The organism is uncultured Methanobrevibacter sp. (genome assembly GCF_947166415.1).
Taxonomy (GTDB): domain Archaea; phylum Methanobacteriota; class Methanobacteria; order Methanobacteriales; family Methanobacteriaceae; genus Methanocatella.
The window spans coordinates 14,651-40,659 of sequence record NZ_CAMVEE010000005.1 but is presented as its reverse complement, the minus strand read 5'-3'; the positions used below and the strand labels follow the sequence as shown (position 1 = coordinate 40,659).

General features: G+C 33.6%; 24 protein-coding genes. 16 read left to right on the top strand and 8 right to left on the bottom strand.

Annotated features, from left to right (window positions below; genetic code table 11):
• Positions 1–9: 9 nt before the first annotated feature.
• From Q0W25_RS01720 to hpt, 3 genes are read right to left on the bottom strand one after another with little or no spacing between them, the layout of a single operon-like run.
• Positions 10–585 carry an exosome complex RNA-binding protein Csl4 gene (locus Q0W25_RS01720; protein ID WP_297827566.1) on the bottom strand — a complete coding sequence of 192 codons (576 nt, stop codon included), beginning with the start codon at positions 583–585 and terminating at the stop codon, positions 10–12.
• A 57-nt stretch (positions 586–642) separates the two neighbouring features.
• The gene (gene dph2, locus Q0W25_RS01715) at positions 643–1,647 is read right to left on the bottom strand and encodes a diphthamide biosynthesis enzyme Dph2 (protein WP_298518140.1); all 1,005 of its coding nucleotides are present in this window, start codon (positions 1,645–1,647) and stop codon (positions 643–645) included.
• A 1-nt stretch (position 1,648) separates the two neighbouring features.
• Positions 1,649–2,218, bottom strand: coding sequence for a hypoxanthine/guanine phosphoribosyltransferase (hpt, locus tag Q0W25_RS01710; protein ID WP_297827563.1), 570 nt, complete (start codon positions 2,216–2,218; stop codon positions 1,649–1,651).
• A gap of 85 nt (positions 2,219–2,303) precedes the next feature.
• Here hpt and Q0W25_RS01705 point away from each other — a divergent pair, with 85 nt between their 5' ends.
• From Q0W25_RS01705 to Q0W25_RS01680, 6 genes are all read left to right on the top strand, one after another.
• Positions 2,304–3,647, top strand: coding sequence for a signal recognition particle protein Srp54 (locus Q0W25_RS01705; protein WP_298518137.1), 1,344 nt, complete (start codon positions 2,304–2,306; stop codon positions 3,645–3,647).
• A gap of 1 nt (position 3,648) precedes the next feature.
• Positions 3,649–4,857 carry a tRNA pseudouridine(54/55) synthase Pus10 gene (locus tag Q0W25_RS01700; RefSeq protein WP_298518134.1) on the top strand — a complete coding sequence of 403 codons (1,209 nt, stop codon included), beginning with the start codon at positions 3,649–3,651 and terminating at the stop codon, positions 4,855–4,857.
• Positions 4,858–4,862: 5 nt separating this feature from the next.
• On the top strand, positions 4,863–5,330 hold the full coding sequence (gene moaC, locus Q0W25_RS01695) for a cyclic pyranopterin monophosphate synthase MoaC (RefSeq protein ID WP_298518132.1): 468 nt from the start codon (positions 4,863–4,865) through the stop codon (positions 5,328–5,330).
• A gap of 69 nt (positions 5,331–5,399) precedes the next feature.
• On the top strand, positions 5,400–5,561 hold the full coding sequence (locus tag Q0W25_RS01690) for a preprotein translocase subunit Sec61beta (protein ID WP_298518130.1): 162 nt from the start codon (positions 5,400–5,402) through the stop codon (positions 5,559–5,561).
• Positions 5,562–5,606: 45 nt separating this feature from the next.
• The gene (gene hisF, locus Q0W25_RS01685) at positions 5,607–6,431 is read left to right on the top strand and encodes an imidazole glycerol phosphate synthase subunit HisF (RefSeq protein WP_298518127.1); all 825 of its coding nucleotides are present in this window, start codon (positions 5,607–5,609) and stop codon (positions 6,429–6,431) included.
• Positions 6,428–7,330: a DNA glycosylase gene (locus Q0W25_RS01680; protein WP_298518122.1), complete on the top strand. Its 903-nt coding sequence runs from the start codon at positions 6,428–6,430 to the stop codon at positions 7,328–7,330. Before hisF ends, Q0W25_RS01680 begins: the two co-directional genes overlap by 4 nt.
• 3 nt (positions 7,331–7,333) lie before the next feature.
• Here Q0W25_RS01680 and Q0W25_RS01675 read toward each other — a convergent pair whose 3' ends face one another.
• Positions 7,334–8,113, bottom strand: coding sequence for a hypothetical protein (locus Q0W25_RS01675; protein ID WP_298518120.1), 780 nt, complete (start codon positions 8,111–8,113; stop codon positions 7,334–7,336).
• A 98-nt stretch (positions 8,114–8,211) separates the two neighbouring features.
• On the opposite strand from Q0W25_RS01675, the gene Q0W25_RS01670 reads away from it, so the two are divergent.
• On the top strand, positions 8,212–9,573 hold the full coding sequence (locus Q0W25_RS01670) for an MFS transporter (protein WP_298518117.1): 1,362 nt from the start codon (positions 8,212–8,214) through the stop codon (positions 9,571–9,573).
• Between the two features lie 22 nt (positions 9,574–9,595).
• On the opposite strand, the gene Q0W25_RS01665 is transcribed toward Q0W25_RS01670, so the two are convergent.
• Positions 9,596–10,540: a zinc ribbon domain-containing protein gene (locus Q0W25_RS01665; RefSeq protein ID WP_298518114.1), complete on the bottom strand. Its 945-nt coding sequence runs from the start codon at positions 10,538–10,540 to the stop codon at positions 9,596–9,598.
• A gap of 249 nt (positions 10,541–10,789) precedes the next feature.
• Positions 10,790–11,434, bottom strand: a complete 645-nt coding sequence (locus Q0W25_RS01660) for a zinc ribbon domain-containing protein (protein ID WP_298518112.1) — start codon at positions 11,432–11,434, stop codon at positions 10,790–10,792.
• A 213-nt stretch (positions 11,435–11,647) separates the two neighbouring features.
• Between Q0W25_RS01660 and Q0W25_RS01655 the strand changes: the two genes are divergently transcribed.
• The 5 genes from Q0W25_RS01655 to Q0W25_RS01635 all read left to right on the top strand — a co-directional run bounded on the left by Q0W25_RS01655 (position 11,648) and on the right by Q0W25_RS01635 (position 19,134).
• A complete protein-coding gene (locus tag Q0W25_RS01655; protein ID WP_298518109.1) occupies positions 11,648–14,260 on the top strand; it encodes a hypothetical protein in 2,613 nt (870 codons plus the stop codon).
• 238 nt (positions 14,261–14,498) lie between these two features.
• On the top strand, positions 14,499–16,544 hold the full coding sequence (locus Q0W25_RS01650; RefSeq protein ID WP_298518106.1) for a DEAD/DEAH box helicase family protein: 2,046 nt from the start codon (positions 14,499–14,501) through the stop codon (positions 16,542–16,544).
• Entirely contained in the window at positions 16,545–16,727 is a 183-nt protein-coding gene (locus tag Q0W25_RS01645; protein WP_298518103.1) for a hypothetical protein, read from the top strand.
• Between the two features lie 5 nt (positions 16,728–16,732).
• Positions 16,733–18,694, top strand: coding sequence for an ATP-binding protein (locus Q0W25_RS01640; RefSeq protein ID WP_298518099.1), 1,962 nt, complete (start codon positions 16,733–16,735; stop codon positions 18,692–18,694).
• The gene (locus Q0W25_RS01635; protein WP_298518096.1) at positions 18,685–19,134 is read left to right on the top strand and encodes a hypothetical protein; all 450 of its coding nucleotides are present in this window, start codon (positions 18,685–18,687) and stop codon (positions 19,132–19,134) included. The genes Q0W25_RS01640 and Q0W25_RS01635 overlap by 10 nt, the downstream gene beginning before the upstream one ends.
• Here Q0W25_RS01635 and Q0W25_RS01630 read toward each other — a convergent pair.
• The gene (locus Q0W25_RS01630) at positions 19,120–20,067 is read right to left on the bottom strand and encodes a Dam family site-specific DNA-(adenine-N6)-methyltransferase (RefSeq protein WP_298518093.1); all 948 of its coding nucleotides are present in this window, start codon (positions 20,065–20,067) and stop codon (positions 19,120–19,122) included. The genes Q0W25_RS01635 and Q0W25_RS01630 overlap by 15 nt on opposite strands.
• Before the next feature lie 102 nt (positions 20,068–20,169).
• Between Q0W25_RS01630 and Q0W25_RS01625 the strand changes: the two genes are divergently transcribed.
• Genes Q0W25_RS01625 through Q0W25_RS01615 form a run of 3 tightly spaced genes read left to right on the top strand, consistent with a single transcriptional unit; the run spans position 20,170 to position 22,515 of the window.
• Complete coding sequence (locus Q0W25_RS01625; protein WP_298518090.1) at positions 20,170–21,927, top strand: hypothetical protein; 1,758 nt, start codon at positions 20,170–20,172, stop codon at positions 21,925–21,927.
• A 38-nt stretch (positions 21,928–21,965) separates the two neighbouring features.
• Positions 21,966–22,358 (top strand): (deoxy)nucleoside triphosphate pyrophosphohydrolase, encoded by a 393-nt coding sequence (locus Q0W25_RS01620; RefSeq protein WP_298518086.1) that lies wholly within the window; start codon positions 21,966–21,968, stop codon positions 22,356–22,358.
• A 1-nt stretch (position 22,359) separates the two neighbouring features.
• Positions 22,360–22,515 (top strand): hypothetical protein, encoded by a 156-nt coding sequence (locus tag Q0W25_RS01615; protein WP_297828004.1) that lies wholly within the window; start codon positions 22,360–22,362, stop codon positions 22,513–22,515.
• On the opposite strand, the gene Q0W25_RS01610 is transcribed toward Q0W25_RS01615, so the two are convergent.
• Positions 22,504–22,977, bottom strand: a complete 474-nt coding sequence (locus Q0W25_RS01610; protein WP_298518083.1) for a hypothetical protein — start codon at positions 22,975–22,977, stop codon at positions 22,504–22,506. The genes Q0W25_RS01615 and Q0W25_RS01610 overlap by 12 nt on opposite strands.
• Positions 22,978–23,089: 112 nt before the next feature.
• Here Q0W25_RS01610 and Q0W25_RS01605 point away from each other — a divergent pair, with 112 nt between their 5' ends.
• A complete protein-coding gene (locus Q0W25_RS01605) occupies positions 23,090–26,002 on the top strand; it encodes a DEAD/DEAH box helicase (RefSeq protein ID WP_298518081.1) in 2,913 nt (970 codons plus the stop codon).
• Positions 26,003–26,009: the final 7 nt, after the last annotated feature.

Sequence of the window (26,009 nt, the reverse complement as noted above, 5' to 3'; positions counted from 1 at the left end):
ATCCAATCCTTAGTTTATTTCGTTAACGTAGTTTTTAGAAATTTTTCTTCTTTCTTTCTTGTTGCATGTATTGCATTGGACCTCATTGTCCTTGTTGGTTGTGTGCATATAGTCTCTACAACGAGTACACATAGCTTTCAATACTCCACAGTCGTCATCTACAGTACCTAAATCGACATTGTCTCCTGTAAGTTTAACTACTTTAGCCTGAACGATGTCGCCTATTCTAAAAGCATCAGATAATTTTTCTAAATAATCTTTTTTAGCTTGAGAGATGTGGATTGCACCCATATACGGTAATGCCAATGGTCTTGCATTGTCTTTTATACATTCGATTTTAACGTTAGCCCTTTGAGGTTTGATGTCAGTTATCTGTCCGTAGACGATATCGCCTAATTTTAAAAGGGCAGGTTTCGCATCTGATTCAACTGAAATAACCTTTTTTTTCTGATTAATCTTAACATTACCTAATACTGATGATTTTATGTCGCCATTGTCGTCGTAAGTACCTTCTCCTGGGAGATATTGCTCAATTATTCCTAACTTGTCTCCAGGCATTACTATTTTATTGTCTTCTATACTCATATTAAAATCACCAAAATAACGATTTAATATAATAATTTTATTTATATTACTATTTAATTATTTGTATCTTTCATGGAACAAAATTTCATCAAGCTGATAGTGTTCCCATTCCCTTTTGTTCAATACTATCTCCAGTTCCTGCGGTGTAAGCAGAGGCTTTTTATACATCTGTGAATCGTCGATAGCTATTCTCGGACATGCGCTTACGACAAATGCCTCAAGCTCGAGATACGGTAGAAGAACGTCAGGGTTAACGTTGTCAACAAGAATTATGTATGCTTCCATTCCATGGTCTTCGAGGGTCTTCTTGATTTCCTTTGCAAGCTTCATCCTGTATTGGCCTTCCTTTGATGATACCAGTATTCCCCATTTTTTCGCGCTTCCTGCCTTTGTAATCCTTGCAAAGCGTATTCTCAAAATCCTGTCTGCATACTCGTCCATTTTCCTGATTTCATTGTTGTAAGGATCAAGTGCCAGTACTGGAACGTTTGTGAAAAGCTTGATTCCGAGAGGGTGGAAATTTCCGCTTCCGATAAAGAGGAATATCTCCGCATCCAGGTTCTTGATTGATGAGAAGTTGCACCCCAGGACCTGCCCCTTTCTTGTTGACTTTGATGAGCCGAGAACAACTTCCTTGCCGTTGTCCTCCAAAAAGTCCCTGATTTCGTTTAGAAGGTGCAGATGCTGTGTGGTTGTGACTAGAGCTATCTTGGAGTATCCCTTAAGTTCCTCCAGACATTTCTCTAGGTCCTTTTTGATGTCTATGTTTGAGTAAGCTTCAATGAAAATGGTTGGAACCTCATATTTCAGCGGAAGTGGTGTGTGTCCGTAGTGAACGATTAAATCGACTGAGCCTTTCATCTTGTAGTCGCTGACGTCACAGGCCCCGTAGCACGGGTCTCCTGAAATGATTACTGTCGCGTCGGTTTCAGCTTCGATTTCGCGAGCTATCTTTACCGCCTGCATTTTCAGACCTTCTGGAAACTGCAGCCCCACTGTCCTTGCGTCTTTGGACTGAATTTTTTTGATAACCCTGTCCAAATCCATATTGTAAAGTGACATCTTAATCTTCGATTGTTCTTTCGATTACCACTTTTCCGTCGATTACGTCAAGCTTGACGATGGACAATACGTCGAGGCCGGTTTCCTTTTCGACTACTTCTTTTCCTTCGCCCTTTTCGATGACAGCAACGATGGATTTGATGTCAAGGCCTAAATCCTGAAGGGTCTTGATCAATGCTATAAGGGTTCCTCCGGTACTTACAACATCATCTATGAGGAGAATCTTTTCTCCAGGATGAAGGTCGTTGATGTAGAGATTGGATGAGCCGTATCCGGTTTTTTGATAGACTTCATGTTCCCCTTCAAGTCCGTACTGCCTTTTTCTTATCACGACAAAAGGAACGTCGGTTGCAAGGGAAAGTGCTGTGGCCAGGTGGATTCCCATGGCTTCAACGGCAACTATCTTGTCGATGTCCAAATCCGCATGCTTATAGACTACCAATGCCAATTCACGCAACATTTTAGGGTCCATTGCAGGAATACCGTCACTTATAGGATTTACAAAGTAATTGTAATCATTTTTCTTAACAATTGGTGAGCTTTCTAAAGATTTTCTTACTTCCTCTAACATGGTATCACACAAAAATTATAAAAACTTGTTAATTATAAATATATTTTAATATAATAATTAAGTTTTCTAATGGAAGTGATTAATCATGCTTGGAAATTTAGGAGAAAATCTTACTAATACTATGAAAAAATTAGTAGGAATGTCTGTCATTGATAAAAAGACAATAAAAGAGGTTGTAAAGGATATACAACGTGCTCTAATTCAATCTGACGTTAATATTAAATTAGTATTAGAATTATCAAAAAAAATAGAGACAAGGGCTCTTGAAGAGGAACCTCCAAAGGGAATCACCCCAAGGGAACATGTCATCACAATCATTTATGAGGAAATGGTAAATCTCCTGGGCAAGGAAGCCGCAGGACTTGACATCAACCAGAGGCCATACAAGATTCTATTTTTAGGTCTGCAGGGAAGTGGTAAGACAACCACAATAGGTAAGCTATGCAGATACCTTCAGAAAAAAGGTTTCAACCCTGCGGTTGTCTGTACAGACACATGGAGGCCTGCAGCATACGAGCAGCTAAGGCAGCTCACAGAGGAAATGGACGTTCCATTATATGGAGATCCTGACAACAAGGACGCTCTTGACCTTGCAAGAAAAGGTCTTGAGGAGTTCAAGAACAGAAAGGTCATCATTTTCGATACTGCAGGAAGGCACAAGGAAGAGGCAGATTTGATTGCGGAAATGGATGAGCTGGACGACATCATCGAGCCTACCGAAGCCATTCTTGTAATCGACGGTACAATCGGTCAGCAGGCCGGAGAGCAGGCAAAGGCATTTTCACAGGCAACCGATATCGGTTCAATCATAATTACAAAACTCGACGGTTCAGCAAAAGGTGGGGGTGCGCTTTCAGCTGTTGCGGAAACCGGCGCTCCAATCAAGTTCATCGGTACAGGTGAAAGGATTGATGACTTCGAGCTGTTCGATCCTGAAAGGTTCATTTCAAGGCTGCTTGGAATGGGAGACATCAAAAGCCTCATAGAAAAGGCTGAGGAAAACATCGACGAAGATATTGCCGAAAAGACCATGAACAACATGCTCACCGGTAAGTTCACATTGATGGACATGAAAAACCAGTTTGAAATGATGAACAAGATGGGTCCTATGCAGCAGGTATTGAACATGATTCCCGGCATGGGAAACAAGATTTCCAAAGAGGCATCCAAGATGACCGAGGACAAGATCGATTCCTACAAGATCATGATGTCTTCAATGACCGAAGATGAAATGCTTAACCCTAAAATCATCAAGCAGTCACGCATTCAGAGAATCGCCCGCGGTTCCGGTGTTGATGAAAGCGAAGTAAAAGAGCTATTGAAGTATTACAACAACACCAAAAAGACTATGAAAGGACTTGGAAAACGTGGAGGCCGTTTAGGAAACGGTGCCATGAACCGTATGATGGGACAATTTATGAACAGATAGCATGTTTGAGTTAGCAAAGCAAATACTGGATGAATGTGACGGTAAAATCTGCAGAAACTGTCTTGGCCGAAAGCTTTCAAGGACAATCGAAGGTACCAACAATATAGAAAGGGCAGACAAGGTCTGTGACGCTTTAGGCATTGATTTAAAAGATTCAGACTGTGTCATCTGCGATAACCTCTTCGACAAGCTCGACGAGGACCTGTACACCAAAATCGACGACAAGATTGACCAGCTGGAAATAGAGTTCGACACATTTCTTGTAGGCTCCAAAATCCCAAAAGACATTCAGGAAAGGGATGATGCGCTATCAGAAAAGTTCGAATTGACTGTCGAGACATTAAAAAAGGAAGTCAACAGGCTTATAGGGCTTGAACTTTGGGAAAGGTATGATAAGGAAGCGGAATTCGAAGCCCAGGATATAGTCTTCAGCATTGACCTCACAGGCGAGCCTAAAGTAAAGATTCAAATTAATCCGTTATACATTGAAGGAAGATACAACAAGTTCAAAAGGGGAATCCCTCAAACCAAATGGCCATGCAGCAAATGCAAGGGCAGAGGTTGTGAGGAATGCAACTTCACAGGAAAGCAATACCCCGAATCAGTGGAAGAACTGATTTCCGAGCATTTCCTGAAACTGACCAAGGGCCGTGAGGCAAAATTCCACGGCGCCGGAAGGGAAGACATCGACGTATTGATGCTCGGTTCCGGCAGGCAGTTCGTTCTGGAAATCAAGGAACCGAAATTAAGAAAATTTAATTTAAAGGAAATTGAAGACAGGATAAATGAGATCAATGAGGGCAAAACAGCCTATCATGACCTGAAGTATTGCCAAAGAAGCAGAAAGGCAATCATCAAGCAGTCTTCACCTGACGCATATAAGGTTTATGAAGCCCTGGTCGAATGCGACGAGGCATATGATAAGGACAAACTCAAGGAATTGCTGGAATTGGGTGAAATCCATCAGCAAACCCCTTTAAGGGTTATGAGGCGTCGTGCCGATAAGGTGCGAATCAAGAACGTGCTGGACCTTTCGGTGGATGCAATCGACGAGAAAAGGTTCAAAATGCGCATCAAAACCGAAGGGGGCCTTTACATCAAGGAACTGATTTCAGGTGATGATGGAAGAAGCCAGCCTAACGTAAGCGACATTTTGGGCGTCAAGGCAATTTGTGCACAATTGGATGTAATTGAAGTAAGCGAGAAGTAGATATTATGGCAGATGAATTTACACATTTAACAGACTCTGGAGTCCACATGGTTGAAGTGGGCGCAAAGCCAGACCAGAAAAGAAGAGCAATTGCAAGTGGAAAGATATGCTTGGACAAGCACACCATCGAACTGATTCAAAACGAGGAAATCAAAAAGGGAAACGTTTTGACTACAGCTCAAATCGCAGGAATCCAGGCAGTCAAGAATACCTCTTCCATGATTCCGCTATGCCATCCTTTGGCGCTTACCGGAATCGAGCTTGACTTCAAGGTCGATGAGACAGAAATCACTGCAACATGCTCAGTCAGCACTTTGGGAAAAACCGGTGTTGAAATGGAAGCTATTACCGGTGTGAGCGTTGCATTGCTTACTGTATGGGATATGGTAAAGGCCGTTGAAAAGGATGAGAACGGACAGTACCCTGATACAAGAATAAGCGACATTCAGGTAATTAAAAAAGAGAAAATATAGCTTTATATACTATGAATATAATAATTTATAATTGATTATTTTTAATGAAATTAAATAAGGAGATTAATTATGGCAAAAAAAGATAATAAGATTTCTATGCCTCAGACAGGTGCAGGTTTAGTAAGATACTTTGACGAAGAAAGTCTTGGTCCGAAACTTTCTCCTGAGCACGTTTTAGTTGCTACTGTTGTTTTAGCAATATTTTGTTTTGTTTTAAGATTCTCTGCTTAAAAATATTATTTTTTAAGCAATGACTACTTTTTTTTATTTGATACTATGTTAACCAAAAGAATTATTCCCTGTCTAGACTGCGACCTTCAGGTTCCTGAAGGAAGGGTCGTGAAGGGCGTTGAATTTAAGGAAATCAAATACGCCGGAAACCCTGTGGATTTGGCAACCAGATACTATGAGGAAGGTGCCGATGAGGTTGTGGTTTTGGATATTACAGCTTCCCATGAAAGGCGCGCAACAATGGCGGACGTTATCGACAGATTGACAGAAAACGTCTTCATGCCGATTTGCGTAGGCGGAGGAATAAGGAAAGTTGACGATTACATAAAAATGCTCAAGGCGGGCGCAGACAAGTGCTCCACAAACACCGCGGCCATCAAGAATCCGGAGCTTCTAACCGAAGCATCCAAGGTCGTCGGATCACAGGCTGTCGTTATAGGAATAGATGCAAAAAGAAGGTATGTTGACCATCCGGATGACGCACCGGACAGGACTGTAATCGAAACAGACAAAGGATACTGCTGGTTTGACACAAGCATATATGGCGGTCGCGAATTTACAGGAATCGACGCAATCCAGTGGGCACAAAAGTGCCAGGATCTTGGAGCAGGTGAAATTCTGCTTACAAGCATGGATGGGGACGGAACCCAAAACGGATATGACATCGAGCTGAATAAGGCAATCAACGATTCAGTCGACATTCCGGTCATTGCAAGCGGAGGCGTCGGAGAGCCTAAACATATTCTGGAAGTATTTGAAAAGACCGACGTGTCAGCGGCCCTTGCTGCAAGCATTTTCCACTTCAATCAATATTCAATAGGTACTGTCAAGGAGTACCTGAAAGAAAATAATGTAGCTGTTCGCCTATGATAATAGATTCACTAATTGATTTGAACCTGACCCAGACTTCAGGCCAGACTTCACAGCCTCCATGGATAAAATCAGGGGATGTTTTCAGTCAGGTCGTCATGGTCGGGGAAAAACCGGTTGTTTTCAACGCCAAACAGTCCGGCGAATATCTTGATTTTGACTTTAAGGGGGACATCACCCAAAATGAGGCCCTTTCAACCATGAAATACATTTATGATCTTGATTTTGATTTGGATAAGTTCTACAAATACCTGTCAAATCATGCGGAGCTTGCTGAAATGAGCAGGTTTTGCAGAGGCCTCAGACTATTTTTGGCACCGGATCCATTTGAATGCATCATCTCATCGATATGCTCTGCAAACAACTCAATAAAAAGGTGGACCAAGTCAATTTCCGATATAAAGTGCAGGTGGGGATGTGAATATGATGGTTTTTACGCTTTCCCTGGCATTTCTGATTTTAGTGACATTTTTCTCGATGATGATGAAGAGATTGACTTATGCGGCAGGTGTGACTCCAATAATCTGAAATCATGCGGTGTTGGCTACAGGGCACCTTACATGAGAAAGGCTTCACAGCTCCTTACACTTGAAACGGACCTTTCTGAAATCCCTAAAATGAGTTATGAGGAAGCATTCGAAACAGTGCTTGAACTTCCGGGAGTCGGTCCTAAGGTCGCAGACTGCATACTGCTTTACGGATTCAACTTCAAAGAGGCATTCCCGTCTGATGTGTGGATAAAAAGAATAGTTTCCCATTTGTATTTTGAAGGAAAGGACATCAGCGTGGCAAAGGTAAGGGATTTTGGAATGGAGGAATTCGGAGAATATGCGGGATACGTTCAACTGTACATGTTCCACTATGCCCGAAAATCCGGATTGATGGAAAAAATAAGATAGAATCTATTCCTCATTGTTCTTTTTAATCAGCTCTTCCAGCTCTTCAAATTTGCTGTTGAAGTGTTTTGTAAGGATTGCGGCTGTCAGTGTTGCGGTACCCACTCCGGATAGGATATAACCCGCCCAAACCAGAACTATAGCATCCAGTTTTCCAGCAATGGAATTTCCTAAAACTGCATATCCGTTACTTGTAAAAGCGTTTGAAACCATAACGAGGGAATCCAAAGCATTAGCCCCTTCTGCAACTTGAGTTGCCAGGAAACTGATGAAGACTATCATAAACAGGAGTATTATTGCTATTCCCAAACCGTTTGACTCGGTATATTCCCTGAACTTGTCATAGTAGATTTTTATGATGTAAATGAATATCGGGACGTGAAGAAAATCCAGAAATCCTACAAGGGTATTTCCAAAGAGCAAATAGGTCAGGGAACCATATGGAACCAACAGAAATATCAAAATCTTGTTTTTAAGAATGCTTCTGTCCAGTCTGATTGCAACAAACAATGACAGGAGAATATCAAATATTACAAGGTATATTACATCTGTAGAAACAAAAACAAGCGAATACAGGATGTTGATGAAACATGCTGCCATCATTATCAGGTAAAATACCTGTCTCAGTGAATGGATTTCCTCTTCCGGGAAATATTCCCGAGGGTTAAATATTTTATTCCTGCTTTTCATAATTTTTTTTAAAAGGAAACTTGCAATTACCATTAAAACCATGAATACGGCTATTTCCACAAAATATTCTATAATCTTTATGTAAAGAAAATCCATTCTAGCACCTGTGTAATATTTTTCTTAGTCCAACTATTAATATTAATTGGTCAAATTCAAAAAAAATTATTAATCATTATCTTGAAATAGTAATATTGATGGAAAAGAAAAACATAATCCTTTTGATTTGTACAATATTGAACTTCTTTGCGGTTTTTGCGGTCAATGCAGTAAACATTGTAATTCCGTCAATCGCAACCGAGTTTCACATGAGCAATATTGTCCAGAACTGGATTACAATAATCTTTTTTTTAGTAATGGCAATGCTTTCCATTCCAGCAGGCCAGATTTCAGGAAAATACGGTCTTAAAAAGGTTACAATCATAGCCAGCGCACTATTTATAATAATTTCAATCGTCAACGTGCTGGTTGCAACTTCAGACCAGTTTCTTGTCTGCCGTCTGGTGCTGGGTCTTGTTCTTGCCTTCATCAACGTAACCTCAATGGCGATGGTGGTGTCTGCCTTTGACCCGCAGGAAAGGGGAAAGGCACTTGGAATGAACATCACGGGAGTCTATGTGGGACTGTCCCTATCTCCGTTTCTTGGAGGATTTTTGAACTACCAGTTCGGCTGGAGAGCGGTAGTGCTCTTTGCAGTTCCGTTTCTTTTAGCAATAATCGTTCTTCTATTGAAAATCGATGATGAGTGGATTACATTTGAAGGAATCCCGATAGACTTGAAAGGTTCAGTGCTCTACTGTGTCGGAATAGCACTGTTCATCTATGGCTTTACAATTCTAAACGAGCCTCTCGGCGTAATCCTGACCGTCTTGGGAGCTATTGTTTTATTAATATTTGGTGCAGTTGAGCTTAAGGTGGACCATCCGGTATTCGATGTCAGGTTTTTCAAAAACCACAAGTTCCTATCGGCGAACATGGCTTCCCTATGCGCATATCTTGCAACATTTGCGGTAACAACAATCCTCAATTACCACCTGCAGTACATAAAGGGATTCGATTCACAGACCGCAGGAACCATTCTATTGGTTGCACCGGTATGCCAGGTGATTCTCGCACCGATTGCCGGTAGATTGGCTGACAGATACATTCCGCAGATATTGGCAGCCATTGGAATGGCACTGGGTACAATTTCATTAATTTTATTCTCATTTTTGGACAAGGGAACATCACTTGAGTTTCTAATTGCCTCAATGGTGATTTACGGCGTTGCGTTCGGTCTTTTCTCACCTCCGAATACAAGCGTCATCATGGGATCCGTTCCGCCGAAAGACACTTCAGTCGCTTCAGCTTCAGTGGCAACCATGCGTACCGTAGGCCAGGCAATGAGCATGGGGCTTTTGACACTGGTTTTCGCATTCGTGATGGGGGACGTGCCTATAATTCCTGAGTATTATCCTCTATTGACAAGCAGCTGCCAGATAACATGTCTGATTTGTGTAGTGTTATGTTTGATTTCAGTATTCGCTTCACTTGTCGGATACAAGTCCAAGTCAAATTAAAAAAAGAAAAAAAGAGGGTACTCTAGAATGTTTGAGTACCGCTTGAAGGGCTTAGGTTAACGCTTTTTGATGTCAAAAGATGACTGTTTGTGTCATAGATGTTGATTGTCGCATGGTCCGGATAGTAATGGTATGCATCGGCACTGGCTATTTCAAGATAACCGTCTGAGTGGACGCTTGCAGGCACCATGTTACCGTGGTTTAGAGTGTTTCCATCCCTTGAATACCAGATTTGGACAATCACGTTTTCACCCGCATGTGCGGTTCCGACATTGATTCTAGCGTAGGTCTTGTCTGATTCAGCGCTTCCAGTTGAGAAGCTTCCACCTAAAATGCTTATTGAGGATGGTGAAGACGGACTGGACTGTGTTGTTGATGAACTTGAACTGCTGCTTTGACTTGCTAATTTTGTTTTGTCAGTGATTTTTATTGAATTGAGCATTTTAACCATTGTATTAGGATCTCTTCCCATTATATTGAAAGAATAATCATCAATGTTTTTTGCAGCAAGATATAATCCTGTTCCAGTTTCATCTTTAAAAATTACAACGCCATCTTCTTCACGTTCGTATTTCATCGCTGAAGGTATTGACGGACCCATTTTTGAAATTCCAAATGTTGATATTTCTTCGGAATATGCACCTTTATTTTGTAAATACACTAACCCTCCGATATTTCCATAAGCAGGAATTGATGTAAATTCTTCAAATCTAGCACCAACAGGCACGTCCATTTCAAATATTTCAAAATCCATTGTTTCAAGAGGAATATTGCTATTAAATAATCCTCCTACAAAAAGCACACCTACAGCTAAAATAGCCACTACAGCTATTAGGGCAATAATTATCATTTTATTTTTATCTGTTGTTTTGGTAGTTGCTTTAGAAACAGAATTAAGTGGTGTTCCGCAATGTTTGCAGAATTTTGCTTCATTTTCGTTTTCATTTCCGCATTTTGGACAGTTCATTTTCTCCTCCTGTTATACTTCGTGTTAATATAATAATTCCGTTATTGTCTTTACTAAAGGAAATGTTTGGCTTTCATTTCAATATTTTTCAAGTTTTGAAATTGTTTTAACTTGCACATTGCATTCCAGACGGGATTTTGCAATTGTTTTTCCAAATCCGTCTCTAGATTACTATATGATGCTAATAATTTATATTATTTTGGACACATGATTGTAATAGTTTTTTAAAGTAAAAAAAGAGGTATTTAATTATAAAACCTCGACCTCAGTGAGCAGATTATAATTTGAAGTGTAAACGGTACAGAGCTTGTTGTCCTTTACAAATGAAAATGAATATGCGTCTGAAAGCTCGTTGTAGTATCCGTCATATCCGAACATGTTTTGCCTTTGTCCGCCGAGATTGCTGTTGACCCGGTTTGCATCAACGAATGTGTTTGCAGAATACATCACGTCAATCTGGATAAAGTCTGATCCGTCTTCGAAATATTTGGATTCGGTTATGATGCCTTGATCGTTTTCATGCAGGTATTTTAATGTGTTTTCCTGGAAGGTATCAGGTATTTCAAATTCGATTGTGTTTACCTGGACCTCTTGGGTTCCATAGAATGCGATGGTTGAAAGGCTTGCGATTGCAATGACTGCAAGGATTAGGAGTCCTCCTATTATTATGATGGGGACCTGATACTTTTTAAAAAAGATGTCCTCCTTTATTTTTGGCTGTTTTATTGGTAGCTGGTATCCGCAGCTTCCGCAGAACTTCACGTTTTTTTCTAGTGCTTCGCCGCAGTTTGGGCAGAAGTTTAGTGAAGTTTTTTGTAATTGTTTTCCGCAGTCGGGACAGTACTGGTCGTTTTCTGAAATTTTTGCGCCGCAGTTTTTGCAATAGTCTGGCATTTTTTTCACCTAATGTATGTTCTGTTTTTTCTTGTTAATAATTTAGAATGATTGATTAAATTTAATATTTTTTCCTATTGTATTAAATTATGGAATTATTGTTCTTGATTATTTTCCTGATTTTAATAAGATGCTCCCTATTTTAAAGATAAATTTAATTAGATTAAGTACTAATATAATATTATCAAAATATTATCAATTTTAGGGATAAATATGAATCAAATCAATAGAAACCAACAACGACTTTTTAATAAATTATTTGCTACTTTACCAAGTGTTAAAAAAGTCACAAACTTTAATAATGATGTTAATTTTGATGGTAAAATTAGTTATATTTTCTATTTTAAAAATAAAGATTTTTGGTTTACAAAATATGAAAATAACGATAAATTCTTTTTTTTATTTGGTATTAAAGATAAATCTATTAAAGATATTACTGGGAAGGATACTTGTTTAATAATTGATTTTGATCAGAATATTCAATTTAATAGTGATTGTTTAGGATTATTCAGTATTAAAAATGCTGAACTTCATATTTTGATAAATAATAATATTTTACAAGAAAAGTATCCTTATATTAATACTTTTGGTCTTAAAAAAACAAACTTTAAATCGGTAAATAACCCTTTAGAGTTGGAAGTAATAGATCTAGGTAATTTGAATAATGATTTTATTGATAACCTTGAAAGATTAATTAAAGCAACTTTTAAAATTCAATCAAAAAATAAGGAACTTTCTCAAAACGCTAAAATTGCTTCTCATGATTATAAAAGACATTCTAAAGATAAAATTGAAGAAAAAACTGTTATTGAATTAGAAAACAATACGCTTGAACAAATGGAAATTGTTTTAGAAGCTATTAGTAATGGAAAATCTAGAAAAGAAGCCGCTGAATTAGCTAAAATTCCAAGATATAAAATACTTCACTGGTGCAATGAAGGGAGAAATGGGGATAAACCAGAATATACTTTTTTCTTAAGACGATTGGAAGAACTTGATAGAATTAATAAAACTAAAAATAAAATGGATGAAGTACTTAATGAGTTAAAAAATGGAAAAGATATTTATCAGTCACGTTTTTTTGAAGTAGATGAAGTAAATACCTGGATTGAGAAAGGAAAACAAAATATAGTGCCCTATGATTATTTTTATAGAGAATATGACCTCATCATTAAAGAACAAATCAAGGAATACGAAACAAAAGAGATTAATAGAAAAATATTTTTAGAAAATTTTAAATCTGGAAAAACAAAAGAGGAATCTGCAAAAAATGCAGATATTGATTTGTCTGTTATCTGTAATTGGTATTTCAAAGGTCAAGAAGGCGTTAAGCCTTATGTTGATTTTTTTAAGGCATGTTTATCTGTAAAAAAGAGTAAAAAACCAAAAATTCCAAAATTAATTAAAACAGATTCATTTGGAAATAAAAATACACTAATGAATATGAATAAAATTTTAGAATATTTAGCAATGGGAAAAAGTGAAGATGAAGCCATTAGATATGCAAAAATTTCTAAAACCACATATAAATATTGGATGAATAGGGGAAAACAAGAATTTGGGGAATTATATATTCAATTTTATTATTATGTTAATCAAATTAAATATGGAATTTACGATGATGGAGAAGAAGATCCTCAGGAAAAATTGATCGACCCAGATATTTATGCTCCTCTTCCAATCGAATATGAAAATGCATTTAAATCTAGTCCGATGAATCAAACTGGTATTGCATGGGTTAATATGCCCGGAACAGGCATTAAATTCTCATATTCAAAGAGTATAAATGGTAAAAAGATTAATTTCATTGAAGATGATATTTATGAACTTCATAGGATAGTTAAAGAAAATAATCATGTTTGGGGAATTAGAGATTATGAGAGAGCTAGAAAAATTATAGATATTCCCGATGATTTTGTAATTCCGTCTAAACCTAAAACTATGGATGCAAATGACAACGTTCCTGAGGAGATTGATCCTGATATTTATGCTCCACTCCCTGCAGAATATGGGAAACAATTCATTGAGTCCAAATCTAACAAAACAGGTATTGCATGGGTAAATTATGTAGGTAAACAATGGGTATATCAAAGAAACATAAACAAAAATAAAATTTATTTCGCTGACGAAAACATCTATAATCTTCATCAAAAAATTAAAGAAAATAATTTAACTTGGGGAATAAAAGATTATAATAAAGCAAGCAGAATTATTGATATTCCTGATGATTTTATAATTCCTGAAACTAAAGAAGAACCTATTGTGATAAGTTCAGACATATTATCACCATTGCCTGAAAAATATTTTAGTTCATTCAATCCAAATCAGAAAAATAAAACTGGAATTGCATGGGTCAATAAAGTGGGGAATAAATGGATATATCAAAGAAGTGTTAATAAGATAAATATTAGATTTAGCGAATATGACATTCATGAACTTTATGAAACAGTAATCAAAAATAAACAAGTATGGGGAATAATAGATTTCGATAAAGCAAAACCAATAATTGAATCAAATCAAATTGAAGAAGAACCTCAATTACCAGAGCCTCAAATAACTCCAGAACCAATTGATTCAAATACAGTCACTGTTAATTATATTGATAAGTCAATAAATGAGCTTGATGTAATTATTAAAGGTGTTATTGATCACAATGATTTGATAGAAATATTTAATAGACTAAAATTATTCGAAAAAAATATAAAAAGGATTATTGCAACTCCAACCGGCAATAATGTTGATATTTTTATAGAGTTGGAGTTTAGTAAATATTTAAAAAATACTTTTGAAGAAAAGTTAGATGATTTGGGGTGGAATATTGGCTGATATTTATGAATTTTTATTATGAGAATCTATTATTGTTTTTCATAATTATAAAGTCATTTTTATATTGTTTTCATTATTTTTTTCTTTGAAATTGTATATAACAGTTATGTAGAGTTATTTTGTCCATTGTTGATTTTTATTGGATCTAGGATCCTAATACCGATCAAATATGTTATATAGTTATGTTTAAATAGTTTTTAAGGTAGATCTTATTATAAAGAGAACTTTGGTTTTTCGCATGTCTTTGAAAGATGTTAACATAAAAATTAAATATGATTCTGATGAAGATGACTTGCTAAATGATTTTTATATTCCTGTTCTTTCACAGGCTAATGAATATTATAGGTTATCTGGTTTTTTTAATTCTTCATCTTTAGCGGTTTCTGCTTGTGGTTTAGAAAATTTTATCAAACATAATGGAAAAATGAAGTTAATTACAAGTGTTATCTTTTCAGAAAATGATTTAAATCGAATTAATGAAGCTGAAGAGAATCCTTTGAAAGTCATTGAAGAAAATTTCATTAAAGATTTAGATAATATTTCAGACGAGTTTGTTAAAGATCATCTAGCAGCATTGGGTTGGATGATTGCTCACGATTATTTAGAAATTAAAGTTGCGTACCCTAAGGATTTAAATTCATTATTCCATCCTAAAGTTGGAATTTTAAAAGATTCTAATCAAAATATTGTGAGTTTCAGTGGTTCAGATAATGAAACTCGTAGTGGTTGGTTAAGTAACATTGAGGAGTTTAAAGTGTTTGCATCATGGAAATCAGGTCATCCGGAGATTATTGATTCTGATATTAACTCATTTTTTAAGTATTGGGATAATGATGCGAATAAAGTAAATGTTATTGAAATTCCAAAAGCTATTAAGAAAGATTTAATTAAATTAGCACCAGATAATTCAGATAATTTAAATTTTCATCAATTACCGAATTATGGTGGGGGTTCTATTTCAAAAGATGAAAGAAAATTAAGATTTTACCAACAAGATGCATTAGATTCTTGGTTTGGGAATGGATGTCGAGGTATTTTTGAGTTAGCCACTGGTACGGGTAAAACATTCACTGCATTAAAATCGTTAGAAAAACTTTATAAACGTGAGGATATTGTTTGTGTAATTGCTTGTCCTTTAATTTATTTAGTCGAACAATGGTTTAAGGATATTAAGAATTTTCCTATTTTTGAAAATGTTTATAGAATTTATGGTACAAATGCAAATTGGAAAAAACAACTAAATGATTTCATGTTTGATTTGGATTTGGGAATTATTGATGATGGTATTATTATAACAACTCATAATACTTTTTCTAATGATAATTTCATCAAGGCATTATCTAGTTGCAATAAAAAACTTTGTGTTATAGTTGATGAAATGCATCATTTAGGTGCAGAGAAATTTAGTGAAGGTTTAACATGTATTAATTATCAATATCGTCTTGGATTAAGCGCAACTCCATCTGTTTATATGAATGAAGAAGCAACAGATTTTTTAATGGATTATTTTGGAGGTATTGTTTCAAGTTTCACAATTAAAGATGCTTTAACAAATATAGATCCTGAAACTGGGGAATATTACCTAGCAGAGTATAATTATTATCCGATTAGAATAGAATTATCTCAAAAAGAAATGGAAGAGTATAATAAGTTATCCAACATGATTAGAATAGAATATTTTAAGGATAATGATGATTCAGAGAAAAACTTAGTACGCCTTTTAAATAAAAGAAGGCAAATATTAAAGGATGCTAAACAGAAAGATGTAAAACTTCGAGAAATATTAAATAAATATTCTGATATAGACCATCTAATTATTTTCACAACACATAATCAAAAGGATAGAGTTTTAACAATTTTGGGTGAGGAAGGTGTATCTCCAAGACATGAATTCACTTCCAATGTGGGAACAAAAAATATCAAAGAAATTGGGATGAACGAACGTGAATTCTTAATAGATAAATTTGATAAAGGTAATTTAAAAGCATTAGTTGCCATCAAATGTCTCGATGAAGGAGTGGATGTTCCATCTGCAGATAAAGTTATCATCATGTCAAGCAGTACAAATCCAATGGAATATGTACAAAGAAGAGGAAGAGTTCTTAGAAAATATAAAGGTAAAGATGTGGCCACCATATTTGATATGGTTGTTTTACCAGAAGATGATGGTTTTGATGCTACTAAAACAATAAAAGAAGCTGAAATAAGAAAATTATATGATTTTATTGAATCTGCTAAAAATAAATCTGATTGTTATAAAATTTTAGATGAATGGGGGATTTAATTGAAAAAAGAAATTGTAATAAATAAGGAAATTTTAGAAAAAATTTATAGTATTGATGAGAATGATAATATCAAAAATTTTTTGATTGATGCATTAGTTTGGGAATATGATAACATCGATGAAAAAAAACCTCGTGTAACTAAAAAATTCGATGATTTGGTATCTAAATATATTGGGAAGTAATTATTATGATTATTAAGTCTTTAAAAATGAATAATTTTAGAATTTATAAAGATTCTATTACTATCAATTTTGCATCTGGTGATAAGAATATTACAATTATCCAAGGAAATAATGAAGTTGGTAAGACAACTATAATGAATGCAATTACTTGGTGTTTATATAATAAAGAATATTATAAACTAGAAGGTAAAAAACCTATTTGGAATTCATATGTTGCTGACGAATTAGAAACTGGTGAAGAAGATTTTGTCGAGGTTACTTTAGTCATGGAAGATGAATCTAATAATATTGTTACTTTTAAAAGAATATTAAATTTCTTTAAAAATGACAGTGGAAAAGTTATTAATGGAACTTCTTCTTTTGAAATAACTGAGGATGATGGTAAGAATACAAAACAATTTTTAAGTACAGAAACTTATTTAAATAAACATTTACCTTTAAAATTAAGAAAATACTTTTTATTTAATGGTGAACAGTTGGAAAACTTTTTTAATTTAGGAAAAAGTGGCAATATAAAAGAGTCCGTGGATCAATTATCTCAGTTAAATTTATTAAAACGTTTAGTAAAGCATATAAATTCAATTGAAACAACTCATATTGCTAGAGGTGAAAAATTAGCTCCTAAATTAACAAAAATTAGGAAAGATATTAATAAAGAAGAATCTAGTCTTAAAAAAAATTCTACTAAAAGAGATCAATTAGATAAAGATAAAAAAACATTTTCTGATGAAATCACCGATTTGGAAAATCAAATCTCTTCGATTAAAGGAGACCCCGAAGAATTAATGGCAGAAAGGAAGAAAAAAGAAAAAAGTTTAGAAGACACTATTAAAAAAATTAAGGAAGATGAAAAAGAATATAAAAAATATTTGGTTAATAAATTTGGGTATGTGTTTGCTTACGAATCATTAAATAAGCTTCAAGTAATTGGTGAAGATTTAACAGTCCAAAATTTCATTCCTGCAGATATCAAAAAAAGTTTTTTGAAACAATTATTAGATAATAAAGTCTGTATTTGTGGAGAGCCATTGGTTGAAGGAAGTGAACATTATAAGCATATTAAAGCAATGTTTGAAGATACTAATCCGATAACAGATATTGAAGAAGAAGTAAACACATTATTAGGTTCTACTAAAGTTCATATCTTGGATTATCCAAAAAATTTCAAAAATGATTTAGCTAAATTAAAAAAAGATAAACAAAATCATATCAATACAAAAAATGAACTTAATGACAGGATAGTTGAAATTGATAATATTTTAAGTAATATGAATGCTGATGAAATTATCAAAATCCAGAAAAGATTGGTAAGTTTAAGAAATTCAAAAAATTCAGCTATTGATGAAATTGCTTCATTAAATGCCGCGATTAAAATTTCAGATAATAATTTAAAAAAATTATATAAAGAAGAACAAGAGGAGATTAAAAAGGCTAATTTACATGAAGAAAATGAAGAACGTTTAAAATTCATTAAAAATCTTAAAAAGATTTCTATTGATCTTAAAGATGAACTTTCAGAAGATATGCATTATAAACTTGAGAAAATTACAAGTGAATTATTTACAGAGATGCATTGGAAAACAATTTATGATCATGTTGAAATTGATGATAATTACACGGTCACTGTATATCAAAAAGATGGTGATGTAAATTCAGCCAATGATTTGTCTACCGGTGGAACATTAACTTTAGCATTAGCATTTACTTTAGCCCTCAATTCTTTGTCAGGATTTGATTTACCTATAGTTATTGATACGCCAATGGGTAATTTAGATGAAGATATTCAGATGAATATTGCTGAATTTTTACCTAATTACTCAAAAAATAAACAAATTACCTTATTAGTTAAAAGTAAAGAATATACTAAGGAATTCAGAAGTGCAGTTTATGATTATGTTGGTGAAGAATATAAACTAGAATTTGATGAAGGACAAAAAGGAATAACAAGGGTGAAACCATGGAGTTAGATATTAAAAATGATTATGATGAAGTAAAAAGATCAAAACGTGATCATGTTCTCATCGATGAATCTGATGTTGATAAGTATAAATTAATTGAAAAGAAACTTCCTTTCAAAAATCATTTGCATACATTTACTGTAGCAACTTTGATCGGTTATTATTGTGTTGGATCTTCAAAAAGTATTGAAAAATCATATAATGGTTTTGTGCATTTAAGTGTCTTCAGAAATTCACCTTGTTTAGATTTTTTGAAAACATTTGCTATTGTTCATGAAAATGATCCATTGGTATTGGTTGATGAAAAAAGGTTATTTGATCTTTGTGAAGGTTACGCACGAACTGGAATAGATCAATTGATTCAATGGGCTGATTCTAAAGATGAAGATCTTGAAAATATAATTGCAAAGGTTATAATTGAGAAATTTAATGAATTAAATGTTGATTGAATAGTTTGTAATAATTAATTCATCTATTTCATTTCTTTTTTTACCATTTGAGTTAATGTTACGTCTAGCTTTCACAGGATGTATTTTTTGGTCGGAATAATGTTTTTCAAAAAAGCCGTCTTTTGTTTTGCTATTGCTTAACATTACATTAACTCCATTTTTTGTTAATCTTTGGATAAATTCACATAATCTAATTTGATCATCGTCAGTAAATCCATTTTTATAATATTCTGTGAAACTTGATGTTTTATTAATAGGTCGATATGGAGGATCTAAGTATACAAAAGAATTTTTTGCAATGTTTTTTTTAATGTTTTTTTCAATCTCTAAATAATCTTGAATTTTGATAATTACATTATCATTTAAAACGTTATGGATTTCATCAATGTTATCTGGGTCATATATCTTTGGGTTTTCATATCTTCCCATGGGAACATTAAATTTACCTTCTTTATTTACTCTAAATAATCCATTAAAACATGTTTTATTCATAAATATTGTTTGAGCAGCTCTTTTAACATCTTGTTCGTTGATTTTATTCAAGTTTATTTTGTAGATATTATCATTATAAGTTTCTCTAATTGAATTATAATAATCTTTTTTGTCTTCGAATGTACATTTTCTCAAATATTTTTCCCTCATTTCTTTTAATTCTTTTTTAATACCTTCAGGGTCTTTTTGGATACATTTATATGTTAACATTAATTCGGGATTTATATCAGAGATTATTGATTTCTTAATAGGATACTTATTTTTCAAATAAAAAAATACAGAACCGCCTCCTAAAAAAGGTTCAAAATAAATTGTATTGGGGTCTTTAATATTTTTTGGGAGGTTCTTCTTTATTTCACATAATAATTGTCGTTTACCCCCAGCCCATTTTAAGAAAGGTTTAGCATAAAAATATTGCCCTTGAATTAATCGACTCTGCATACTAATAATTTATGATAATTTTTTTATTTAAAAGATTGGATCGAATATATTAACTGTTTAAACACATACATTAATACATATGAGATTTTTGTGGGGAGGCAAATGATGGAAGGTGAGGAATATATTTCGGAAATCGATGGAAAATTTTCTGTGGATAGAATTTTCAATGATAAAAAATATAATTTTGGCGTTTTTAATACTTATAATGAAGCTTTAGAGAAATTAGAATATTTGGAGGAAGAAGGTTGGCCTATCTCTAAAGATATTGTCAAAAAAGATGTCTTGATCGATGACTTGGGTTTATCCTTGGATAATATTGAAAAAATTGATGGTAAATTTGTAATTTTTAAGTTTATAAATGGTGAAAAAGTCATTTTTGGAGAATATGATTCAATTGATGAGGCCAAACAAATTAAAAATAATTTGATAGATAATGCATGGGAATCTACAACAGAATACACTCGTTCTGAATATGGAAAATATATTGTTAAAGATAATAATCGATTTGTTGTTAAAAGAACTTACAAAGGAGATTTACATATTTTTGGATATTTTAAAACATTAGATGAAGCCATTAAATGTAGGGAAGATTTAGTTTCAACAAATTGGGGCGATCTAAACATATCTCTTCAAATAAATAAAGAAAAATATATCTCTTATAATGGATTAATGTATACTATTCAAAGAATGATTAATGGAAAGCTTAATGTTTATGGATTATTTTATGAATTAGATGATGCTATCCAACAAAGAGATTGGCTAATAAAACATGGTTGGTCAAGATTGGAGGTTCCTGATGATTCAAAAAGGCATATTCATAAAAATGGTAATGAATTTTTAATTTATAAAAAATCACACGATGATATTGAGTATTATGGCGCTTATTCATCTTTAGATGAAGCAAAAGCTATGAGAAATAAATTAATAGAAAATGATTGGGTCTTAGAGGATTCCGTTGATGCTGAAAAAATTAGTGATTTTGTTTACTTTGATGGGGAATTTTATTTCATTGAAAAAGAAATTGATGGTCAAAAAAGAATTTATGGGGTATATAAAAATAAAAATCAAGCACTTTCTGATGAAAAATCGTTAATTAGTTATGATTGGGATGGATATTATGCAGTTCCAACTGAAGAATATCCTTATGGTGAGAATATTGTTCCATTTGATTATATATTTATTTTAGAAAAAAATGAAGCGGGTATTAAGGAAGAATTAGGTACATATTACAGTTTTAAAGATGCAGTGATCGCTAAAAATGAAAAATTAAATGAAACTTCTAATGGAATAAATAAGTTAATATTTTCAGTTAAAGTAGGTAAATCATTTAAAAATAGGGGTTGGGCAATAATTAGGGATTCTACTTATGATTTAATTCCAAGATTACCTTATGAAGATGAATGTGATATAATAGTTGATGGAATTCCTACTACTGCAAGGTTTAATTTATTGCCTAGACTATTTTATGATAAGACAGATGATGTTGTTAGCCATTTGGAAAAACTTGCTAAAAAAAATCCTGAAAGTCGAATTAATGTGGAATTATTATTAAATAAAGAAAGTGTGGATAGTATTAATAATGAGCATAATATTTCATATAATGATATATTTAATCTAAAAAATGAGAATAAGGAATTGCAAAATTCTATTGATGAATTAAGAGAAATTTTATCGTATATGGATCATGAAAATAGAACTTATTTAGAAAAATTTGCTCGAATAAATAAATTGATTCAAAAATATAATGATGTTGATCTCTCATTAGATGAATTAGGCACCATCTCTAATTCTAATTTAAGAATTAAAATATTTGATATTAAGGATTTAATTAAAGAGTTAAAAGAAGAAATGGAAAGATGATTAATTTCACTGCTAAATAGTTGACCAGAGGAAAAACCATGAAAACATTAAACGTTGTTGCAGCTATCATAAAAAAAGACAATAAAATTTTAGCAACCAAAAGGGGCTATGGTGAATTCATAAACATGTGGGAATTTCCAGGCGGAAAAATAGAACCCCACGAAACCAAAGAGGAAGCCCTAATTCGAGAAATCAAAGAAGAACTTGACTGTACAATCAAACCAACTAAATTCGCACTTAACCTTGAATATCAATATCCTACTTTTTATCTTAAGATGGATTGCTTTGAAGCTATTATTACTGAAGGCACTCCAAAGCTTCTTGAACACAATGATGCCAAATGGCTCACTAAAAAAGATTTAGACGATATCAACTGGATTCCAGCTGATATTAAAGTAGTTAATTACCTAAAGGAAACTATGGATGATTAAAATGTCAGATAAAAGATTAGAATTAGCAAAAAACAGATTGGCCGAACTGGAATCTAAACTGGAAAAAGTTAAAGGAACTCCTAGAGAAGAGGAATTCCAAATGCAGGTAGACAAGCTGAACGAACTGATTAAACACCTTGAAAGCTCAGACGTTTGAGGAAAATTCAACTGTTTTAATCATATCTTTTAAAAGTTCCAAATCATAGCCTGTCAAGGTAACTGTATTGCCTTTAACGGTAGTGTCGACAAAGTAGAGTCCTACTCCTCCGGCATCCTCATAAACAGTAAATGTATCGTTTTTTTCGCAAAGTTTGGTAGCTGGCAGTGAACTTTCAAACTCATAGGGGGTGTATGTGATGTAGAGCACTTCCTCACTGTAGTTTCCATTGTTTTTGAATGACATGTGTTCCTTGCCTATTGTCTTTTCATAGACAAAGTCGGATCCGACCGGTGCGGAAATGTTGAACATTCCGTTTATCTCCTGTTTTTCGAGAGTGGTGTTTGTATGTTCAGGAGTCTTTGTATCATTTCCTCCGAAGAGATTATCCAACAGTCCTGCACTGACGCAAGTCATTGAAAGCATCAGCACTATCAAACTTATAATGATTATCTTTCTCATCCATCCCACCATCTTTTATTATGTAATATTTTTATTCATTATACATATAAAGTTTATAACGTTAGCTGCTAAATATTAAATCAGCTAAAGTTAAATTTTTAGGACAGATTCTATGAATATTGATGAAATCTTGGATGGGGCTAAAACTGCATTTATTGATGAGAGTTTGGACTCTAACATAGACTTCAGGCCAAAGCTATTGTCCAATAATGAGGATTCCAAGGTTTCAAGCGCAATTAGGGACGAACTTGTTAAGTGCGATGAGTTTTTTATTTCAGCTGCTTTCATCAAGTCCGGCGCAGTCACATCTTTTAAAAACGAATTTAAACTTTTAGAAAAAAATAATATTAAAGGTAAAATCCTTACAACTGACTATTTTTACTTAACAGAACCTAAAGCTTTAAGGATGCTTCAGGAATTTGATAATTTAGAAATCAGACTTTTTTCAAGCGAAAAGGAATGCTTCCACACTAAAGGATATATTTTCAAAAAAGGTGAAATCTATACAGGAATTGTTGGAAGCTCAAACATGACTCAAGGGGCACTTTCTTCCAATAAGGAGTGGAATGTTGAGTTTACCTCTTTAAAAGAAGGTGAAATGTTAACAGAAATTCAAAAAGAGTTTAATACTCTCTGGAATCAAGCAGATAAGTTAGAAGATGTGCTTCCGCAATATGAAAAGTTATATGATGATTATAAACAGTTTGCAGACTTAAAAAAAATTACAAGCGAAGTAAAACAACAAAATGACGTTACTTTAACTCCAAATTACATGCAGGAGGAATTTTTGGAGAATATGAGAAATCTCATTATCCGAGGTGAAGACAGAGCTATTCTTGTTTCTGCTACTGGTACTGGTAAAACATATGCCTCCGCTTTTGCAGTTCATGATTTCAAGCCTCAAAGATTTTTATTTTTAGTTCACAGGGAACAAATTCTACAACAGGCAATGAATGCATACAAAAATGTCTTTAAGGACCATGAAAACTTCGGATTATTGTCCGGAAATTCAAAGGAATATGATGCACCTTATCTTTTTTCAACTATCCAGACAATGTCTAAAGAGGAAGTTTACACAAGATATCCTGAAGACTACTTTGATTTTATTGTCATTGATGAAGGGCACAAAGCTGGAGCTTTATCTTATTTGAATATTATTAAATATTTCAAACCTAAATTCCTTTTAGGAATGACTGCTTCACCGGAACGTACTGATGGCTTTAACATCTATGATTTATTTGACAATAATATTGCTCATGAAATTCGCTTGCAAGAGGCTCTAGAAGAGGATTTATTATGTCCATTCCATTACTTTGGAATAAGTGATGTTGAGTTTGAAAACGGCACAATTGATGATGACTTTGATGATTTCAACCTGTTAGCTTCAGATGAAAGAGTTGATTATCTAATTGAAAAGTCAGAATTTTATGGCTACAGTGGTGATAGAAGAAAAGCATTGGTATTTTGTTCTAGAAAACGTGAAGCTGAAGAATTATCTAAAAAATTCAACGAAAAAGGTTATCCATCAGTTGTTTTAACAGGTGATGACTCACAAGAAGCAAGATTTGAAGCAATTGATAGGTTAACCAATGATGATAATCCAAATAAACTAGAATACATTTTTACTGTTGATATTTTCAATGAGGGTGTAGATATTCCGGAAATTAACCAGGTATTGCTTGTAAGACCGACAGAATCTCCAATCATTTTTATCCAACAGTTAGGAAGAGGTCTTAGGAAATATCAAAACAAGGATTATGTTGTCATTTTGGACTTTATTGGTAATTATAAGAATAATTTTATGATTCCAATTGCACTTTCAGGGGACAGATCCTATGATAAGGATAGAATTCGTAAATACCTGATGGAAGGAAACAAGATTATCCCTGGAGCTTCTTCCATTAATTTCGATGAGATTTCAAAAAAGCGTATATATGATTCAATTAACAACTCTTCATTTTCAAGAGTTGCTTTATTTAAAGAAAAATACAATCAATTAAAATTCAAATTAGGAAGAATTCCTTATCTTTATGACTTTGCAATTAATGCAGAATTCAATCCGGAATTGATTCTTGCACACAATAAGTTCGATACTTACCATTCATTTTTGGAATATGTTGATAAGGAATATAGTTCACATTTAAGTGAAGAAGAAATCGCCTCCCTAAAATTCATTTCTAAAAAGTTAGTGAAAGGAATAAGGCCGCATGAATTAGTAATTCTAAATTGCCTTAAATATAACAAATATTTCACAATTGAAATGATTGAAGAATGCTTGGATAAAAGTTATGGCCTGAAAAATCAGGAAAAATCAATAAAGGGAGCTATTAATTATCTAAGCCTGGATTTCTATAGAAAGGAAAATGGGGATGGCTATCAGGCAAATACCGTTCAGGGGTTAATTGGTGATGCAATAGAATATGAAAATATATTTTTCACAGATGATTTTAAAATATCTCCGTACTTTAAAAAATGTTTAGCAAATCCGATTTATCTAAAACACTTTGAAGATGCCTTAAATTATGCATTTTTTAAATATGAACATGTTTACAAGGATGAAAATCCATTCAAATTATATGAAAAATACTCAAGAGAAGATGTTTTAAGAATTCTTAATTGGAAACACTTCATGAACGGGCAAAACATTGGAGGATATAAAATCAAATACAATACTTGCCCAATTTTTGTAACTTATAATAAAAAAGAGGATATTTCTGAAACCATTAACTATGAAGATCACTTTATATCAAAAGATACTTTCAATTGGATGAGTAGAAACAACAGAAAAACCTCTTCACCAGAACTTGAACCTTTAATTAACTATAATGGAATGGATACTTTGTTATTTGTTCAAAAAAGTAATGATGAGGGTATTGAATTTTATTACATTGGTAATTTAACACCACTAAGCTATAAGCAGGTCTATAGAAACATTGGTGGAAAAGACCAGCCAATCGTCAACTTCAAATTCAAGATCCATACTGAAGTTAAAGACGAATTATACAGCTATTTTGTAAATGATTAATTTTAAA

Coding starts and splice junctions, on each gene's coding strand:
- Q0W25_RS01720 (WP_297827566.1), bottom strand. CDS start 585: ATGAGTATAGAAGACAATAAAATAGTAATGCCTGGAGACAAGTTAGGA.
- dph2 (WP_298518140.1), bottom strand. CDS start 1,647: ATGTCACTTTACAATATGGATTTGGACAGGGTTATCAAAAAAATTCAG.
- hpt (WP_297827563.1), bottom strand. CDS start 2,218: ATGTTAGAGGAAGTAAGAAAATCTTTAGAAAGCTCACCAATTGTTAAG.
- Q0W25_RS01705 (WP_298518137.1), top strand. CDS start 2,304: ATGCTTGGAAATTTAGGAGAAAATCTTACTAATACTATGAAAAAATTA.
- Q0W25_RS01700 (WP_298518134.1), top strand. CDS start 3,649: ATGTTTGAGTTAGCAAAGCAAATACTGGATGAATGTGACGGTAAAATC.
- moaC (WP_298518132.1), top strand. CDS start 4,863: ATGGCAGATGAATTTACACATTTAACAGACTCTGGAGTCCACATGGTT.
- Q0W25_RS01690 (WP_298518130.1), top strand. CDS start 5,400: ATGGCAAAAAAAGATAATAAGATTTCTATGCCTCAGACAGGTGCAGGT.
- hisF (WP_298518127.1), top strand. CDS start 5,607: ATGTTAACCAAAAGAATTATTCCCTGTCTAGACTGCGACCTTCAGGTT.
- Q0W25_RS01680 (WP_298518122.1), top strand. CDS start 6,428: ATGATAATAGATTCACTAATTGATTTGAACCTGACCCAGACTTCAGGC.
- Q0W25_RS01675 (WP_298518120.1), bottom strand. CDS start 8,113: ATGGATTTTCTTTACATAAAGATTATAGAATATTTTGTGGAAATAGCC.
- Q0W25_RS01670 (WP_298518117.1), top strand. CDS start 8,212: ATGGAAAAGAAAAACATAATCCTTTTGATTTGTACAATATTGAACTTC.
- Q0W25_RS01665 (WP_298518114.1), bottom strand. CDS start 10,540: ATGAACTGTCCAAAATGCGGAAATGAAAACGAAAATGAAGCAAAATTC.
- Q0W25_RS01660 (WP_298518112.1), bottom strand. CDS start 11,434: ATGCCAGACTATTGCAAAAACTGCGGCGCAAAAATTTCAGAAAACGAC.
- Q0W25_RS01655 (WP_298518109.1), top strand. CDS start 11,648: ATGAATCAAATCAATAGAAACCAACAACGACTTTTTAATAAATTATTT.
- Q0W25_RS01650 (WP_298518106.1), top strand. CDS start 14,499: ATGTCTTTGAAAGATGTTAACATAAAAATTAAATATGATTCTGATGAA.
- Q0W25_RS01640 (WP_298518099.1), top strand. CDS start 16,733: ATGATTATTAAGTCTTTAAAAATGAATAATTTTAGAATTTATAAAGAT.
- Q0W25_RS01635 (WP_298518096.1), top strand. CDS start 18,685: ATGGAGTTAGATATTAAAAATGATTATGATGAAGTAAAAAGATCAAAA.
- Q0W25_RS01630 (WP_298518093.1), bottom strand. CDS start 20,067: ATGCAGAGTCGATTAATTCAAGGGCAATATTTTTATGCTAAACCTTTC.
- Q0W25_RS01625 (WP_298518090.1), top strand. CDS start 20,170: ATGATGGAAGGTGAGGAATATATTTCGGAAATCGATGGAAAATTTTCT.
- Q0W25_RS01620 (WP_298518086.1), top strand. CDS start 21,966: ATGAAAACATTAAACGTTGTTGCAGCTATCATAAAAAAAGACAATAAA.
- Q0W25_RS01615 (WP_297828004.1), top strand. CDS start 22,360: ATGTCAGATAAAAGATTAGAATTAGCAAAAAACAGATTGGCCGAACTG.
- Q0W25_RS01610 (WP_298518083.1), bottom strand. CDS start 22,977: ATGAGAAAGATAATCATTATAAGTTTGATAGTGCTGATGCTTTCAATG.
- Q0W25_RS01605 (WP_298518081.1), top strand. CDS start 23,090: ATGAATATTGATGAAATCTTGGATGGGGCTAAAACTGCATTTATTGAT.